At 67.0% G+C, this 16,755-nt stretch carries 19 protein-coding genes; 18 read left to right on the top strand and 1 reads right to left on the bottom strand.

Annotated features, from left to right (window positions below; genetic code table 11):
* Nucleotides 1-77 precede the first annotated feature (77 nt).
* Nucleotides 78-566 (bottom strand): phosphoribosyltransferase, encoded by a 489-nt coding sequence (locus E3O19_RS13475; protein WP_194087922.1) that lies wholly within the window; start codon nucleotides 564-566, stop codon nucleotides 78-80.
* Between the two features lie 389 nt (nucleotides 567-955).
* On the opposite strand from E3O19_RS13475, the gene E3O19_RS13470 reads away from it, so the two are divergent.
* The 18 genes from E3O19_RS13470 to E3O19_RS13395 all read left to right on the top strand — a co-directional run bounded on the left by E3O19_RS13470 (nucleotide 956) and on the right by E3O19_RS13395 (nucleotide 16,554).
* A complete protein-coding gene (locus E3O19_RS13470) occupies nucleotides 956-1,849 on the top strand; it encodes an FAD binding domain-containing protein (RefSeq protein WP_134568394.1) in 894 nt (297 codons plus the stop codon).
* 5 nt (nucleotides 1,850-1,854) lie between these two features.
* Nucleotides 1,855-2,349, top strand: coding sequence for a (2Fe-2S)-binding protein (locus E3O19_RS13465; RefSeq protein WP_134568392.1), 495 nt, complete (start codon nucleotides 1,855-1,857; stop codon nucleotides 2,347-2,349).
* Nucleotides 2,346-4,739, top strand: coding sequence for an aerobic carbon-monoxide dehydrogenase large subunit (locus E3O19_RS13460; RefSeq protein WP_134568390.1), 2,394 nt, complete (start codon nucleotides 2,346-2,348; stop codon nucleotides 4,737-4,739). Before E3O19_RS13465 ends, E3O19_RS13460 begins: the two co-directional genes overlap by 4 nt.
* A gap of 1 nt (nucleotide 4,740) precedes the next feature.
* On the top strand, nucleotides 4,741-5,658 hold the full coding sequence (locus E3O19_RS13455) for an XdhC family protein (RefSeq protein WP_134568388.1): 918 nt from the start codon (nucleotides 4,741-4,743) through the stop codon (nucleotides 5,656-5,658).
* A gap of 114 nt (nucleotides 5,659-5,772) precedes the next feature.
* Complete coding sequence (locus E3O19_RS13450) at nucleotides 5,773-6,696, top strand: AAA family ATPase (protein WP_134568386.1); 924 nt, start codon at nucleotides 5,773-5,775, stop codon at nucleotides 6,694-6,696.
* Nucleotides 6,689-7,936, top strand: coding sequence for a vWA domain-containing protein (locus E3O19_RS13445; RefSeq protein WP_134568384.1), 1,248 nt, complete (start codon nucleotides 6,689-6,691; stop codon nucleotides 7,934-7,936). The genes E3O19_RS13450 and E3O19_RS13445 overlap by 8 nt, the downstream gene beginning before the upstream one ends.
* Complete coding sequence (locus E3O19_RS13440) at nucleotides 7,936-8,673, top strand: SRPBCC family protein (RefSeq protein ID WP_134568382.1); 738 nt, start codon at nucleotides 7,936-7,938, stop codon at nucleotides 8,671-8,673. Before E3O19_RS13445 ends, E3O19_RS13440 begins: the two co-directional genes overlap by 1 nt.
* 18 nt (nucleotides 8,674-8,691) lie before the next feature.
* Nucleotides 8,692-9,840 (top strand): XdhC family protein, encoded by a 1,149-nt coding sequence (locus E3O19_RS13435; protein WP_134568381.1) that lies wholly within the window; start codon nucleotides 8,692-8,694, stop codon nucleotides 9,838-9,840.
* 108 nt (nucleotides 9,841-9,948) lie between these two features.
* Nucleotides 9,949-10,245, top strand: a complete 297-nt coding sequence (locus tag E3O19_RS13430) for a putative quinol monooxygenase (RefSeq protein WP_134568379.1) — start codon at nucleotides 9,949-9,951, stop codon at nucleotides 10,243-10,245.
* A 71-nt stretch (nucleotides 10,246-10,316) separates the two neighbouring features.
* Entirely contained in the window at nucleotides 10,317-10,481 is a 165-nt protein-coding gene (locus E3O19_RS17850; RefSeq protein WP_166804574.1) for a hypothetical protein, read from the top strand.
* A gap of 249 nt (nucleotides 10,482-10,730) precedes the next feature.
* Nucleotides 10,731-11,174 (top strand): COG4705 family protein, encoded by a 444-nt coding sequence (locus E3O19_RS18130; RefSeq protein WP_198413917.1) that lies wholly within the window; start codon nucleotides 10,731-10,733, stop codon nucleotides 11,172-11,174.
* Nucleotides 11,175-11,183: 9 nt separating this feature from the next.
* Complete coding sequence (locus E3O19_RS18125; protein ID WP_198413916.1) at nucleotides 11,184-11,528, top strand: COG4705 family protein; 345 nt, start codon at nucleotides 11,184-11,186, stop codon at nucleotides 11,526-11,528.
* A 144-nt stretch (nucleotides 11,529-11,672) separates the two neighbouring features.
* Complete coding sequence (locus tag E3O19_RS13420) at nucleotides 11,673-12,437, top strand: COG4705 family protein (protein WP_198413915.1); 765 nt, start codon at nucleotides 11,673-11,675, stop codon at nucleotides 12,435-12,437.
* A gap of 149 nt (nucleotides 12,438-12,586) precedes the next feature.
* Nucleotides 12,587-13,075: a DoxX family protein gene (locus E3O19_RS13415; RefSeq protein ID WP_198413914.1), complete on the top strand. Its 489-nt coding sequence runs from the start codon at nucleotides 12,587-12,589 to the stop codon at nucleotides 13,073-13,075.
* Complete coding sequence (locus tag E3O19_RS13410) at nucleotides 13,072-13,515, top strand: Rv1678 family membrane protein (protein ID WP_134568375.1); 444 nt, start codon at nucleotides 13,072-13,074, stop codon at nucleotides 13,513-13,515. Before E3O19_RS13415 ends, E3O19_RS13410 begins: the two co-directional genes overlap by 4 nt.
* The gene (fadE16, locus tag E3O19_RS13405; RefSeq protein ID WP_198413913.1) at nucleotides 13,512-14,687 is read left to right on the top strand and encodes an Rv1679 family acyl-CoA dehydrogenase; all 1,176 of its coding nucleotides are present in this window, start codon (nucleotides 13,512-13,514) and stop codon (nucleotides 14,685-14,687) included. The genes E3O19_RS13410 and fadE16 overlap by 4 nt, the downstream gene beginning before the upstream one ends.
* Nucleotides 14,684-15,496, top strand: coding sequence for an Rv1680 family SBP-like protein (locus tag E3O19_RS13400; RefSeq protein WP_134568373.1), 813 nt, complete (start codon nucleotides 14,684-14,686; stop codon nucleotides 15,494-15,496). Before fadE16 ends, E3O19_RS13400 begins: the two co-directional genes overlap by 4 nt.
* On the top strand, nucleotides 15,490-16,554 hold the full coding sequence (locus E3O19_RS13395) for an Rv1681 family radical SAM protein (RefSeq protein ID WP_198413912.1): 1,065 nt from the start codon (nucleotides 15,490-15,492) through the stop codon (nucleotides 16,552-16,554). The genes E3O19_RS13400 and E3O19_RS13395 overlap by 7 nt, the downstream gene beginning before the upstream one ends.
* Nucleotides 16,555-16,755 lie beyond the last annotated feature (201 nt).

Raw genomic sequence — 16,755 nt, 5'->3', positions numbered from 1 at the left:
TTCCATTCTGCCCGGTCTCGCCGACGGCGCTGTCCGCCCTGGCTCTGGCGGTGCCGCTGACTGTGTCAGGCACCCGTTCAGAACTCGCCCAGAAGATCGGCCGTTTCCGCGTCGGAGTGGTGGTGGAAATCCCGGTAGAACGGGCCAATCGCCCAGAACGCCGGGGCTGACTTCAGGACGACGACCCGGTCGGCTTCATCTCCGAGTTCGGCGACGAGACGGGCCGGGGCGACCGGGACCGCGATCACGGTCTGCGCGGCACACTGCCGCCGAACTTCGGCCAGAGCCGCCCTGATCGTGGCCCCGGTCGCTATGCCGTCGTCGACGACCACCGCGACCCGGCCCGTGGCGAGCACCGGCTGCCGGTCACCACAGCAGAGGATGCGCCGGCGCTCCAGTTCGGTCGACTCGCGGCGCGCGACCCGGCCGGCTGCGCCGGTACCAGAGCCACCGACGACGAGGCGGCCGAGAGGCGCGTGCAGCCGTTCGGAGATCGGGGCCGCCACGGGAACGCCTCCCCTGGGCAGCGCGTAGACCACCGGGTCATGGAGGTCCAGCGCGGCCACCCGATCGGACGGCCTCCGGCCGGCGTCGCTCCTGTCCTCGAACGTAGGGCTCCCACCCGATTTTCCCGCGCAACCAGGTTGCAGCCCAACTCCAACGATCCTGCCCGGTGCGATGCTGTGTGTCGATGCCGGTGAGCCGCCGTGGCGGCCGGTAGCGGAGTCAGTCAGCGGGCGCTCCGATCTTGTCGCCGTTCGACGTCACGCCTCCACACTCCACCTACACATCGCTGTCAAACGCAACTAAATCCCCGGCAGAAGGTTAGATTCGCGGCCCCTGCCCGAACCATCCAACCGTTTTGTCATCATTGACATCCGGTGGCCTCGGGAGCACTATGAGACTAAAATCCGCCCAATCGATTCGACCGGGCGCGCCGCGATCGGGAGGCATTGTGCAAATACCGGCTCAATTCGACTACGTACGAGCGAGCACGATCGAAGACGCCCTTGCGCTGCTCGACCGTCACGGCGCAGAATCCCGCGTCGTCGCCGGGGGGCACAGCCTTCTGCCGATGATGAAACTACGGCTGGCCAGGCCGGAGTGCCTGGTCGACATCAACGACCTGTATGAACTCGATTTCATCCTCCCCGAGGCGACCCAGCTGCGAATCGGCGCCCTGACCCGTCACTCAGCCCTCCTGGAGTCGACCGACGTGGCAAGACTCTTTCCGATCGTGATCGATGCCGAGCGGGTGATCGCGGATCCCATCGTGCGCAACAGGGGCACCATCGGCGGTTCGCTCTGCCAGGCGGATCCGGCCGAGGACCTTGCCACGGTGTGCGATGTGTTGCACGCCCAGGCTGTCGTGCGCGGCCCAGGGGGCGAGCGCATCCTCACAATGGACGAGTTCCACAAGGGGCCCTACGAGACGGCGGTCGCGCAGAACGAATTGCTGGTCGAGATCCGGTTCCCGATCCGGCCGCGTTCGGGCAGCGCGTACGAGAAGGTCGAACGCCGGGTCGGCGACTGGGCCGTCGTGGCGGCGGGCGCTGCCGTCAGTTTCACCGTGGACGGCTCGGTGGACGATGTGGCCATCGGCCTCACCGCGGTGGGCCTTGACGGCACAATCTCGGAGGCGGAAGCGGTGCTCCGCGGCCGGCGGCCCTCCGAGGTACTGTTCGCGGAGGCCGGGAGGCTCGCTGCCGAGGCCTCACTGCCCGTCGACGACCAGCGCGGGCCGGTCGACTACAAACGGCACCTTGCCGACGAACTCACCCGCAGGGTCCTGCGTCGCGCGTGCGCGCGTGCTCTCGAGACCCAGACCACGACAATGCAGGAAGGCTGAAGTCGATGCAGATCAGCATGACCGTGAACGGCGACGAGATCACCCGTGAGAGTGAGCCTCGAGTGCTGCTCGTCCACTTCATCCGCGACGAGCTGAGACTCACCGGCACCCATTGGGGCTGCGACACGTCCAACTGCGGCACCTGCGTTGTCCTGATGGACGGCGTTCCGGTCAAATCCTGCACCGTGCTCGCGGCGATGGCGGACGGCCACGCCATCACCACGGTCGAGGGTCTGGCCACCGGGACGACCCTCGACCCGGTGCAGCAGGGCTTCATGGAGGAGCACGGACTGCAGTGCGGTTTCTGCACGCCGGGAATGATGCTCACGGCGCGGGCGCTGCTGGACCGGAATCCGCACCCGGATGACACCGAAATCCGGGAGGCTATCTCCGGCCAGATCTGCCGCTGTACCGGGTACGCCACGATCGTACGGTCGGTGAAATGGGCCGCCGAACACCCCGCAGTCGAAGAAAACGCTGAAGAAGAGGTCACGGCATGACCATCACTGAGACCCACGCCCCGAACCCGGCGGCGGGCGACGCCGACCGCCCGATCGGCTACGGCCGCATCCAGCGCAAGGAAGACCCCCGTTTCGTGCGGGGTAAGGGACACTACGTCGATGACATCGTGCTTCCTGGAATGCTGCACGGTGCCATTCTGAGGTCGCCGGTGGCGCATGCCCGCCTCGTCTCCATCGACACCACCCGGGCCCTGGCCCACCCCGGTGTCGTGGCTGTCATCACGGGCAAGGACCTGCTCGGGCTCAAGCTGGCCTGGGCGCCGACCCTGTCGGCCGACGTGCAGGCCGTGCTCGTCACCGACAAGGTGCGGTTCCAGGGTCAGGAGGTCGCGTTCGTCATCGCCGAGGACCGCTATGCCGCCCGCGACGCCCTCGAACTCATCGATGTCGACTACGACGTGCTCACTCCCGTAGTCGATGCCCGCCACGCCCTCGACCCCGGTGCGCCGGTCATCAGGGACGAGATCGAGGGGCGCACCGACAACCACATCTTCGACTGGGAGGCCGGCAACGCCGCCGAAACCGACGCGGTCTTCGCCTCCGCCGACGTCATCGTCAAACAGGAGATCGTCTATCCGCGGTCACACCCGGCCCCGATGGAGACCTGCGGGGCTGTCGCCGACTTCGAACCGATCGAAGGCGCCCTCACCCTGTACGAGACCAGCCAGGCCCCGCACGCTCACCGCACCCTGTTCGCGATCGTGTCCGGCATCCCCGAACACAAGATCCGGATCGTGTCCCCCGACATCGGCGGCGGGTTCGGCAACAAGGTCGGCATCTACCCCGGCTATATCCTCGCCGTCGTCGGGTCGATCGTCACCGGCCGGCCGGTCAAATGGGTCGAGGACCGTTCGGAGAACCTGATGTCGACGTCGTTCGCTCGCGACTACATCATGCAGGGAGAGATCGCGGCCACGAAAGACGGCAAGATCCTTGCGGTCCGCACGAACGTGCTCGCCGACCACGGCGCCTTCAACGCCACAGCACAGCCCACGAAGTACCCGGCCGGCTTCTTCCACATTTTCACCGGCAGCTACGACCTCCAGGCCGCGCACTGCAAGGTCACCGGCGTGTATACGAACAAGGCACCCGGCGGGGTCGCCTACGCCTGCTCTTTCCGGGTCACCGAAGCCGTCCTCCTCGTCGAGCGCATGGTCGACATGCTCGCCCAGAAACTGGAGATGGACCCGGCGGAACTCCGACTGAAGAACCTGATCAAGCCGGAGCAGTTCCCGTACAAGAACAAGACGGGGTGGGAGTACGACTCAGGCAACTACGAGCGGGCGATGCGTCTCTCGATGGAGATCGCCGGCTATGACGACCTGCGGCGAGAGCAGAAGGAGAAACGTGCCCGCGGCGAGTTGATGGGAATCGGTATCTCGTTCTTCACCGAGACCGTCGGAGCCGGCCCGCGCAAGCACATGGACATCGTCGGCCTGGGCATGGCCGACGGTGCCGAGCTGCGAATCCACCCGACCGGCAAGGCCGTGGTGCGGATCTCCGTGCAGAGCCAGGGCCAAGGCCATGAGACCACCTTCGCGCAGATCGTGGCCGAGGAGATCGGCATCCCCCCGGAGGACATCGATGTGGTGCACGGCGACACCGACCAGACCCCTTTCGGCCTGGGCACCTACGGGAGCCGGTCGACCCCGGTCAGCGGCGCCGCAGTGGCCCTCGTCGCCCGCAAGGTGCGGGAGAAGGCGAAGTTCATCGCCGCCGCGATGCTCGAAACCCGTCCGGAAGACCTCGAATGGGAGAAGGGACGCTGGTTCGTCAAGGGCGACCCGAGCGTCGGCAAGACCATGGCCGAGATCGCCATGGGTGCGCATGGCACCGTAGCGCTGCCGGAGGGCATCGACGGCAACTTGGACGCAGAGGTGACCTACGACCCGCCCAACCTCACCTTCCCGTTCGGCGCCTACATCTGCGTCGTCGACGTCGACCCGGGAACAGGCCACGTCAAGGTTCGCCGGTTCATTGCCGTCGACGACTGCGGCACTCGGATCAACCCGATGATCATCGAAGGCCAGGTGCACGGCGGCCTGACCGACGGCGTCGGGATGGCGCTGATGCAGTTCATCGGGTTCGACGAGGCCGGCAACAACCTTGGCGGGTCGTTCATGGACTACCTCATCCCCACGTCAATGGAGGTTCCGAACTGGGAGACCGGGTTCACGGTGACTCCGTCGCCGCACCACCCGATCGGTGCGAAAGGAGTGGGCGAGTCGGCAACCGTCGGTTCACCGCCCGCCATCCTGAACGCCGTGGTTGACGCTCTCTCGCCCCTCGGCGTCACGCACATGGACATCCCGTGCACCCCGGCCAGGGTCTGGGCCGCCATGCAGGGCCGCGCGACACCACCGATCTAGCATGCCGATCTCGGGTGGGGCACTGGAACAGCGTGCCCACGAACTCGCCGAGCGACGCGAGGCGTTCGTTCGGGCCACGGTGGTGCGCGCCCAGCGACCCACGAGCGCCCACGCCGGTGACACGGCGCTCCTGCACGCCGACGGACGCCTGGACGGTTTCGTCGGCGGAGCCTGCGTCGAGGCATCGGTGCGCGAATACGGTTTGCGGGCGTTGTCTGCGCGCGAGCCGCTCCTGCTCCGGGTCGTCGCCGGGGAGCCGTCGCACAGAACGGAGGACGGCGCCGTCGAGGTGTCGAACCCGTGCCTGAGCGGAGGCGCCGTCGAAATCTTCCTCGAACCGTCCGTGCCGGCGCCGCGCGTCGTGGTGGTCGGCGCGACCCCCGTCGCGCGGGCTCTGGCAGTGCTGGGCGCCGGGCTCGGGCTCGAGATGGAAGTGGTGGACGGGGCGGCGACGGCACCCCTGCCCGATGATGGGGGCCTGATCGTTGCATCGCACGGCCACGACGAGGAGCCGTCCCTCGAAGCCGCACTCCGTGCGGGTGTCCCCTACGTGGCCCTCGTCGCCAGCGCGGAACGGGGCACCGCCGTGGTTGCCTCCCTGAACGTCGACGACGGGCTGCGCTCCCGCGTGTTCAGCCCGGCGGGGCTGGATCTCGGCGCCCGGACCCCGGCTGAGGTCGCGCTGTCGATCCTGGCCCAGCTGATCGCCGAGCGCACCAGGCAGCGATCGGCCGGAACGGCGGCGTCCGTCGCTGTGGCCAGGGCGACAACGGCCATCGACCCGGTCTGCGGGATGAGCGTCGCCGCCGTCGATGCCACCCCTCAGGTGGACCGTGACGGTGTCCTGACCTACTTTTGTTCAACGGGCTGCCGGGCTGCCTTCCTCGCTGATCCGGAGCGGTATGCCGCCCACGCCTGAGGCAAGCGTCGCCGGCCTCGTGCAGGCCGCTGGGGCATCCCGTCGGCACGGCCGGCCCAAACAGCTGCTCCCCTCCCGCGATGGGGTTATTTTTGACGCCCTCGGGCGGAAGCGATGACCGCTTCGGCCCGCGCCGGAGCCGAAGACGCGGTGAAGGCGCTCATCCCCGACGTGGACTCCCTGCTGCACAAGCTCGAGGAGATCGACTACCTGGCCGATTCCGGATTGGCCACTGCGCTGTTCCTGGCCGTGCGGATGCCGCAGCCGATCCTGCTCGAAGGTGAGCCGGGAGTCGGCAAGACCGAGGCTGCGAAGGCTCTCGCCCGCGTGCTCGACACGCCGCTGTTCCGACTGCAGTGTTACGAAGGAATCGACGCCGGCGAAGCCCTCTACGAATGGAACTACCCTCGCCAGCTCCTCGGGATCCGGCTGGCCGAGGCGCGCAACGTGACGCTGGCAGAGACTGAGCTATTTGGTCCGGAATACCTGCTGCGACGCCCCCTCCTGGCGGCCATCGAGCATCCGGGCCCGCGCCCGGCCGTGCTGCTGCTTGATGAGATCGACCGAGCCGACGCCGAGTTCGAGGCATTCACCTTCGAACTGCTCGCTGAGGCCGCGGTGACCATCCCAGAGCTCGGCACAGTGCGGGCCAGCCACCCACCGATCGTCATCCTGACCTCGAATCGCACCCGCGACCTCCACGACGCGCTCACCCGGCGCTGCCTGTACCACTGGATCGACTACCCGGCGCCGGAGCGCATCGCTGAGATCGTGCGACGTCGCGTTCCGACCAGCGCTGAGCCGCTCGCCCTGCAGGCTGCCACCGCCATCACGGCACTGCGTTCCCTCGACCTGGCGAAGCCGCCCGGCATTGCGGAGGCGATCGACTGGGTGTCTGCGCTGGCCGTGCTGGGCGTGGACCGTCTCGGTCCGGCCAGCATCAACCACACCTGGGGGTCCATCCTGAAGAACCGGGACGACCTCGACCTGGCGAAGTCGCGCGGGACCGCCTGGCTGACCGGTGCGGCCCATGGCTGAAAACCAGGCGCTCCGGCGGGCACCACGGGTGGAAGCCGCCGCCCTCGCGGCCGGCTTCACCACCGCCCTGCGCCGTGCGGGGCTTCCGGCCTCCCTGGACAGTGCCGCCCGGCTGGCCGAGGCGCTCCGGCTAGTCCCGCCCCATTCCCTCGGCCCGCTGTATTGGACCAGCAGGGTGGTGCTGGTCAACTCCCATGAGCAACTTCCGGTTTTCGACAGCGTGTTCACGGCGGTCTTCGGCGGGTTCCTTGACCCCGCCGACAACCGGGGCGACAACACGGCCCCGCCGTCGATCGGCTCCGAACCACGCTCCCGGCCGTCCCCGACCGACGACCGCCCACTCGGCGCCGACAATGCCGATCGCGCGCCGCAGCCGCCGGCCCTGGTACCGGGCGGCGACTCCTCAGGCCTGAACGGCCCGGAGCGGGAGGCGGTTCTGATGATGGCCTCGGCCGACGAAAGGCTGCACGACATGTCGTTTGCCGAGCTGACCGCAGAGGAAATCACCCGGATGCGCACCCTCGTGCGGCGGATCGCCCTGTCAACGCCGACCCGCCTCAGTCGCCGCACCAGGGCCTCTGCGACCCGCACCACCCGGCTGGACCTCCGCCGCACCGTACGGGGCGCGGGCCACACGGGTGGGGACCCGGTCCGTCTCGTCTACGCCCGGCGGCGCCCCAGGGCCCGCCGTCTGGTGTTGCTCTGCGACGTTTCCGGGTCGATGGAGCCGTATACCCGGGTCTTTCTGTCCCTGGTCCAGGGTGCTGTCTCCGGCGCACAGGCCGAAGCATTCGTGTTCTCAACCAGGCTGACCCGGCTCACCAGACAGCTGGCGCTGCGGGATCCGGACCAGGCCCTCGCACAGGCCGCCGCTGGTGCAGAGGACTGGGCCGGAGGCACGCGGCTGGCCGAGAGCATCCGGCGTTTCATCGACGATCACGGTCGACGCGGGCTTGCCCGTGGAGCGGTGATCGTGCTGATCTCCGACGGATGGGCTCAGGACGACCCGGCAGAGGTCGACGCCCAGATGGCCAGGCTTCGCCGGCTCGCCTTCCGGATCGTCTGGATCAACCCACGCAAGGTGGCGCCAGACTACCAGCCGCTCGCGGGCGGCATGGCCGCCGCCCTGCCCTACATCGACGCCTTCGTCAGCGGTCACAGCTACACGGCCCTGGCGGAAGTGGCGGCAGCGATCCGCGCCGACCGCATTCCACAACCCGCGAACAAAGGGACGAAATAATGCAACTCGACAGCACATTCACCGTTCTGGCCCCGATCGAAACGGTGTGGGAGACCCTGATGGACTTCGAGCGGGTCGCCGGCTGTGTTCCGGGGGCTGAAGTGCTCAACAAACTCTCCGACGACGCCTACCAGGTGGGAATGAAAGTGAAACTGGGCCCGGTGTCCATGCAGTACAAGGGTTTGATGAATGTGATCGAGCGGGACGCTACCGCGCACCGTGCCGTATTCCAGGGCCGCGCCCAGGAGGCTCGCGGGCAGGGCACCGCCCAGGGCACAGCCACCCTGTCCCTCGTCGAGACGGACGGCACGACCACCGGCACGGTCAGCGCGGAGGTGGACCTCTCCGGTAAAGTCGCTGCCATGGGGAAGAGCATCATCGGCAGCGTAACCGACCAGATGATGGCGCTCTTCGCGGACAACCTGCAGGCCATGGTCACCGGTTCCGGCACGGAACCCGCCGCCCCTCCGACCGGGGGCGAACCTGCTTCGGCCACGGTGGGCGCAGCGCCCTCGCCCGGCCAGGCTGGGTCGCCGGCGATGCCGCCGCCCTTGTCCCGTCCGCTGCAGCATCAGGCCCCGCGCACGGCCGAGACAAGCCTGAACGCCCTCACCCTCGCCAAGGGGATGCTGGCCGACCAGCTCAGCAGCCCGGGGAAACTGGTGGGCCTCCTCGCCGGCGTGGCTTTCCTCGCCTATCGGGTCGGCCTAGCGGTTGGCCGCAGGGGACCCCGATGATCCGCTCCCCCGCCGACCATGCGTGACATCATCGGCGCCCTGATGCCGGGCTGGCGGAACGGCGCCACCGCCGGTCTCGCGACCGTGGTTCGCACGTTCGAGTCCGCCCCTCGCCCGGCGGGTGCGTCGATGCTCGTCACCCCGGACGGGGCAGTCACCGGCTCGGTCTCCGGCGGGTGTGTGGAGGGTGCGGTGTACGACGTCGCGACCCAGGTCGCCGCCGACGGCCGGCCCGTTCTGGTCCGATACGGGATCAGCGACGATGACGCGTTCTCGGTCGGGTTGACCTGTGGCGGCATCCTCGATGTGTTCATTGAACCCGTTTCGCGGCAGACGTTCGCCCAGTTGGAGGACGTCCGCACTGACATCGATGCTTCCCGGCCGGTGGCGGTGGCGACGGTGATCGAGCATCCGGATGCCGACATGATCGGCCGACACCTCGTGGTCAGGCCGAACGGGTTCGAGGGCGACCTCGGGTCTGACCGGGCGAACCGCGCCGTGAGTGACGACGCCATGGGGCTTCTGGCCGCCGGCCGCAACACGACCCTGACCTATGGCCCAGACGGCGAGCGGCAGGGCGAGGGGATGCGGGTGTTCGTCAACAGCCAGGCACCCCGGCCACGGATGTTCGTGTTCGGCGCCATTGACTTCGCCGCGGCCCTGACGCGCCTGGCAGCGTTCCTCGGCTACCGTGTCACCGTCTGCGACGCGCGGGAGGTGTTCGCGACGCCCGCCCGTTTTCCGGATGCCGACGAGGTGATCGTCGCGTGGCCCCACCGGTACCTGGCCGAGCAGTTCGCGGCCGGCCTTGTGGACTCGCGCTCGGTCATCTGCGTGCTCACCCATGACCCCAAGTTCGACGTTCCCCTGCTCGAGCTGGCCCTGCGCGCCCCGGCCGTGGCGTACATCGGGGCAATGGGATCCCGGCGCACCCACGAGGACCGCCTCGCCAGGTTGAGGGATACCGGGCTCGGCGAGGCCGACCTGGCCCGGCTGCACAGCCCAATCGGCCTCGACCTCGGTTCGAGAACCCCCGAGGAAACAGCCGTGTCGATCGCCGCCGAAATCATTGCCGGGCAGTGGGGCGGAACCGGTGAGCCGCTCGGCAACCTCGACCAACGTATCCACCACGACGACCTCGACGAGCCGGCCGACGACCCGCGATAAAAGCGACCCCTTGCCGAGGGCCCGACACCTTCCTAAACTCTGAGGATAACCGACCCCGGGCTTAAACGGCGGCCGGCCGATTCGAAGGCGACAAGCGAGGAGACCGCGATGGCACTCAAATTCGGAGTATTGGCTCTCGTCGAAGCGAGGCCCGGCAAGGAAACGGACGTCTGGAACTTCCTCAGCGGAAGCCGGGATGTTGTGCTCGGTGAGCCGGATACCCGCACCTGGTACGCGTTCCGGGTGGACGACGTCACCTTCGGGATCTTCGACACGTTCGAGACCGAAGAAGGCAGGCAGGCGCACCTCGACGGCGCCATCCCCGCTGCCCTGGCCGAGCACGGGCCGACCCTTCTGGCCAAGGACCCGGACATCCGCCTGATCGAGATTCTTGCCGTGAAATGAAGCGGCCGGGAACCTGCCCGTCCGCGGTCCCGGCGCCTATCCGCGAGCGTGGTGGGGAGTTACCTGGCACCATGAATGAGACAAAATCTCGCGGGCACGGCGTCGCTGTGCGATACATGCACTTCATCGACCGGCTGAGCCTCAGGATTGTGCGCGCGATCGGCACGCCGCCGCTTGGCCCCGAGGACCAGGTCGTGAAGACACCATCGACCATTCCACCCCGAATGCGATCCTGAACTGCCCGGCTGAGCACAAACCAGAATTGCCGGACGGGCCGGTCGACGAGTTCGGAATGCCCCAATCGCGCGGTTGAACCGGGCGGTCACCCGTCGCGCCGCACACGAGCTGGCAGGCCAGGCCCGACCCGGTGAAAGCTCTCGTCTTCCATGGCGTTCGCCGGGCCTTCGTCCATCCTGGCCCTCATATGGTTGTTTCCTTCGCCCTGATCCGGTGGCGCTTTTCGCGAAAACGACCTGAGGACGATCATGACAACCAACACCGCGCAAACCGTTGATACCCGCGCCAAATCGAGCATGAGCAAGGTCCCCGAACCCACCCTGGTCTTCTGGATTATCAAGATCTTGGCGACCACCGTTGGTGAAACCTTTGCCGACTTCCTCGCCACCAACCTCAACCTTGGGCTGACCAACACGACATACGTGATGGGTGCCTTCCTCGCCATCGCCCTGGTCGTCCAATTCCGATCTGCCCGGCATGCGCCAAGCATCTACTGGCTTGCCGTCGTGCTGATCAGCGTCGTCGGCACACTGATCACCGACAACCTGACCGACAACTTCGGCGTCAGCCTCGAAACCACCACGATCGTCTTCGCCGTCGCCCTTCTGGCAACCTTCATCGCCTGGTATGCCAGCGAGAAGACGCTCTCCATCCACACCATCACCACCACGAAGCGAGAAGCCTTCTACTAGCTGACGATTTTGTTCACCTTCGCCCTGGGCACCGCCGCCGGCGACCTCATCGCGGAAGGCCTGAACCTGGGCTACTGGGTGTCGGCGCTCATTTTCGCTACCGCCATCGCGCTCGTGGCCGGCGCCCACTTCGTCGCCCGGCGCGGCGCCGTGTTCGCGTTCTGGGCAGCGTATGTCCTCACCCGCCCGCTTGGCGCGTCCCTGGGCGATTTTCTCTCCCAGCCTCGTCACGATGGCGGCCTGGGAATCGGAACCGTCGGCACGAGCGTCGTCTTCCTCACCGCGATCCTCGCACTGGTCAGCTACCTGACCCTCCAGAAGCGCACCGCCGCCACTGACGTAGCGGTCGACTGATTTGGAACTCAAACCGATCATCGCGCGAAGCGCGCAACGCGTTCCCGAAGTCACCGTGTTCTTCTGGCTCATCAAAGGCCTGTCGACCGCGCTGGGCGAGTCGACAAGCGACTTCATGGTGCATGCGATGCCCCCATTGCGGCGGTGCTGGTCGGGTTCGCCGGGTTCGCCGCCGCACTGGTCATCCAGTTCAGGATGCACCGGTATGTACCGTGGGCCTATTGGCTTGCGGTGGGGATGGTCGGCGTCTTCGGCACGATGGTCGCCGATGTGCTCCACGTCGGATTCGACGTGCCCTTTTGGATGTCGGCCGGCCTGTTTGCGGTATCACTGACTGCCATTTTCCTGGTCTGGAGTCGAGTCGAGGGCAACCTGTCGATTCACTCGATCGACAGCACACGCCGGGAAGCGTTCTATTGGCTCGCCGTCGTCGCTACTTTCGCGCTCGGCACCGCGGTGGGCGATCTGACCGCCGTGACCGTGCATCGCGGCTACTTCCTGTCCGCGATGCTGTTCGCCGTCGGGATCGCGATCCCGGCCATCGGGTTCACCCGGTTTCGTTGGAACGCGATCTTCTCGTTCTGGTGCGCCTACGTCGTCACTCGCCCGCTCGGCGCATCCCTGGCCGACTGGCTCGGCAAGCCGACCTCCGAAGGCGGCTTCGGGGTCGGCAGCGGACTGGTCGCCCTGACCCTCACGCTGGTGATCGCAGGATTGGTCGCGTACCTCTCGGCGGCTCAACGAGTCGACACGAGAGTTGTCGCGGGCGAAATCTACGTGGGGCCGGTGGGACCTCAGCGAAACATCCGGCGAGAGGCCGGGCTCAGCCGCATTGAGCGCTCGGCCGGCCGAGCAAACCTACTGAATGCAAACCGCCGGAAAACCGTTGAAGAGACAGCCCCGTACTAAGCGGGCACCGTGCGGCCCCACGAAGCGTCAGCGTCTCGTAACAAATTGGTCATTGTGCTCGAGGCCCAACATGGATTGACTGGGGTCGTCGAGAGGAACCCATGTCTGCAGCGGTTGGTCCACTGGTTGATGCACCGGGGGTGACACGCGTGTCTGCCGTCATGGTCGCCGCGCTCCGCTGCGGCGTCGCTCTGATGTGGATACAGAATGTCGCGTGGAAGGTGCCCCCGGATTTCGGTCGGGCGAACAACGACGGCCTGTACTTTTGGGCGAGCAAGGCGGTGGCGTATCCGGTGTTCGCCCCGTATTCGGCGTTCGTCGATGGGGTCGTGCTGCCCAACATCGAGGTCTTCGGATGGTTCACGCTTCTTGTCGAAGGCGGGCTGGGAGCTTTCCTGCTCGTCGGTCTCGCCACTCGGTTCTGGGCCGTCGTCGGCATGGGCCAGACACTGGCGATCACCCTCTCGGTTCTGTTTGCGCCACACGAATGGCAGTGGTCGTATTACCTCATGGGGCTTGCGCACCTCGCGATCTTCGCGACCGCAGCCGGGCGCAGCTACGGAATCGACGGGGTACTGCGCAAGACGTGGTCGGCGTCATCGGGTCGACTAGCACAGCTCATGATGAGGCTGTCGTGACAGGCATATCCGGCACATCGAGTGCCAACGACCGCGCGGCAGTACTCGTCGGGGCCGCCGCGATCGCCCTCGCCGGTTTCGTGATCGGCGCCCAACTCCCCTCGGAGTTTCGGTTCGTGAACATCGGGCCGGTCGGTGCAGGCCTCCTCGTGGTCAGCGGCGTTCTCTCGATCGTGAGCGGCATCGTCCGGCGAAGGCTGTTGCGATCGATCGCCGGCGCACTTCTTATTGGGGCCGCTTTCACCCAGCTCCTGGGTCTCGCTTTCTCGATCCGGCCGCTCGGCGGTGACGCCTCGGCTATGGCGGTCGTCGGCGGGCTTGGCATCGGGCTCCTCGCACTCTCGCTCTCTCCCTCTCCCTCTCCCTCTCCCTCTCCCTCTCCCTCTCCCTCTCCCTCTCCCTCAGCCCAGCCGTACGAACCGACGAAAGGCAGACCGTGATCGAAGTTGTCGAACTACTGGATCCCGTATTGGAGATCGCCCGCGAGCATGCGCACGACGTGGATGCTAAGGGACGATTCCCCGAGGAAGCGGTCGCCGCGTTGCGGTCATCGGGACTGCTCGGGCTGACTCTTCCGACCAAGGTCGGCGGACTTGGCCAGGGACCGCGGGAACTCGTGCTGGTGGTCAGTGCCCTCGCCGGCGCCTGCGGATCGACCGCGATGATCTACCTCATGCACGTGAGCGCCTCGATGCCGGTCGCCGCCGCACCGCCCGACGGGATGCCTGGACTGCTCGGCGATCTCGCGAGTGGCCGCTCGCTCGCCTCGCTGGCGTTCTCCGAAGCGGGTTCGCGCTCGCATTTCTGGGCGCCGGTTTCGCGCGCGACAACGACGCCAGGGGGCATCCAGGTCTCCGCGAAGAAGAGTTGGGTCACGTCGGCTGGTCATGCCGACGTCTACGTCATCTCCACGGGCACACCGGACGCTGAGGGCGTGGACCTCTTCGCGATACCCGCCGGATCGACCGGCCTCACGATCGATCGCCCCTGGAGCGGCATGGGATTCCGCGGAAACTCCTCGAGCCCGATGACCGTCGAGGTCGACACGACCGAGGAGTTTCGTCTGGGCGCGGCAGGTGGGGGGTTCGATCTCATGATGGGCCACGTGCTGCCCTGGTTCAACCTGGGCAACTCTGCCGTGTCGATCGGCCTCAGCCGAGCTGCGGTCGATGCCGCGGTGCGTCACACGATGGGAGCGCGGCTCGAGCACCTCGACGAGAGCCTGTCGTCATTACCGACCATCCGGGCACAGCTCGCGAAGATGTCGATCGATCTCGCCAACGCGAGCGCCTATCTCGACGTGGCCGCGGGAAAGGTCGCCGATCCCGAAGACGATACTGCTCTCTTCGTGCTCGGCAGCAAGGCATCGTCAAACGATGCTGCGCTGCGCGTCACGGATGTCGCCATGCGCGTGTGCGGTGGAGCGGCGTTCTCCGAGCACACGCAGATCGACCGCTACTTCCGCGACGCGCGAGCGGGACACGTGATGGCCCCGACATCCGACGTGCTCTACGAGTTCTACGGTCGGGCGATCACCGGCAGACCTCTCTTCGATACTCCGAAGCCCGCTGCCGGGGTCCCGCTGGCCGAAACGGCCGGGGCCGCGGTATGACCGCTCCGCTGGTCATCGGCTCCGTCGCCTACTCGCCCAACGTCGTGCCGATCTGGGAAGGGATGCGGGACTATTTCGCCGAGACCACGACACCGATCGACTTCGTGCTGTTCTCCAACTACGGCAGACAGGTTGATGCTCTCATCTTCGGCTCCCTCGATCTCGCCTGGAACACCAATCTTGCCTGGGTGCGCACCGTCGCCCAGACCGACGGTGCGTGCCGCGCACTCGCGTCGCGCGACACGGATCTTATTTTCAAAACCGTGTTCGTCGCTCGATCGGGGAGCGGGTTCACGTCGCTCGAGAGCCTTCGGGGCCGCCGCCTCGTTCTTGGATCGCGCGATTCGGCCCAGGCTGCGATCCTTCCCGTTCACTTCCTACGCGAGGCCGGCCTGAGTGAGGATGACGTGAATCTCACCCGGATCGACAGTGACGTGGGAAAACACGGCGACACCGGTCGGAGCGAGCTCGACGCTCTGCGCGCGGTCCTCGACGACCGAGCGGATGCCGCCGCGATCGGCATCAACACGTGGCAGGCAATCGGGCGCGGAGAGTTGCTGCCTGGCGCGTTCGAATCGTTCTGGACCTCGCCCGAGTACAGCCACTGCACCTTCACCGCGATGCCGTCACTCGCGACCGAGCGCGCGGATCCCTGGGTCGCCAATCTGCTCGCCATGGATTGGAAGAATCCGCAGCACAGACCGATCATGGAGATGGAGGGCCTGCAGGCCTGGGTACCACCGAGGCTCGAGGGCTACGCATCCCTCGTCGCAGCCGTACGCGAGCAGGGAATCACCGCGCGATGGTGACCTCGAGAACACCTGTAAGCCCGTTCCCCCTGGTCGAACCCTCAGCGGCCGAACCCTCGGCGATGGGCGTCGTGCTCGACCTCATCGAACGCATCGGGCGAGTGCCGACTGGCGGAACGGCAACCGTCAGACTCGTCGGAGCAAACCGAATTGCCGGGCTTGACCTCGTCACCGCGTGGTGCGCCTCGAGCGGGAACGAAATCGTGTCGGTCGAGGGATTGACCGTGACCGTTCTGCACGGGCGCTCCCCCGACCCGCTCGCGGGGCTTGACCCCGCCCAACTACCCGGTTCGCGGGTGTGGGTTTACACGAACTTCGACTGCAACCTCGCGTGCGACTACTGTTGCGTTCGCTCGTCGCCCAAAGCGGAACGGCGGGCGATCGGAGCCGAGCGGCTCCAGCAGATCGCGAGCGAGGCCGCCGCCGCGGGCGTCGGCGAACTCATCCTCACGGGAGGCGAGCCGTTCCTCCTGAACGACCTCGATGCCCTCGTGAACTCCTGCACCGACGAACTCCCCACCACGCTGCTCACAAATGGGATGTTGTTCCGCGGCACACGACTCGAGCGCCTGCGCCGGATGGATCGCTCCCGGCTCACCCTCCAGGTGAGCGTCGACTCAGCCACTCCCGGAATCCACGACAGTCACCGCGGAAACGGGTCGTGGGCGAAGGCCGTCGACGGCATCCGTATCGCACACGATGAGGGGTTCCGCGTGAAAGTCGCGGCCACCCTCCCAGCCGACCAGATGCACGAGCTCGACCCGTTCCACGACTTCCTCGACACCATCGGAATCTCGCGTGAGGATCAGGTCATTCGCGCGCTCGCACACCGCGGTGTCGCCGACTCCGGTATCGAGCTCACGGTCGATTCGCTTATCCCCGAGGTAACAATCACCGCCGACGGCGTGTACTGGCACCCGGTCGCGGCCGATCACGAGGACCAGTTCGTGACCCGCGACATCTTCCCCCTCGCCGACGCGATCGCAGAGATCACTCGCCGGTTCGTCGCACACCGTCGAGCGGCCGACCGCGCTGCGGAGTGGTTCCCCTGTGCCTAGCCTCCACCGTTCGACGGCCGGGCGCGGGCGTGAACGCCAGTGACCCACGAGCGGTTTCTGCGCGCGGCCAAAGCGGGCTGAGACATCCGCGGGGGCGACACGACGTACACGCCAAGGATCGGTCGGAGCCGGGTGGATGGGACGATCCGTTGCACCTGACTGCGTTCGGCGGACTGTCCGCACTGCTCCGTGAAGCACGAA

This window comes from Cryobacterium algoritolerans, assembly GCF_004402785.1.
In the GTDB taxonomy this organism is placed as follows: Bacteria; Actinomycetota; Actinomycetes; order Actinomycetales; family Microbacteriaceae; genus Cryobacterium; species Cryobacterium algoritolerans.
The sequence above is the reverse complement of the archived record's forward strand: the minus strand, read 5'-3'. Positions and strand labels throughout refer to the sequence as shown.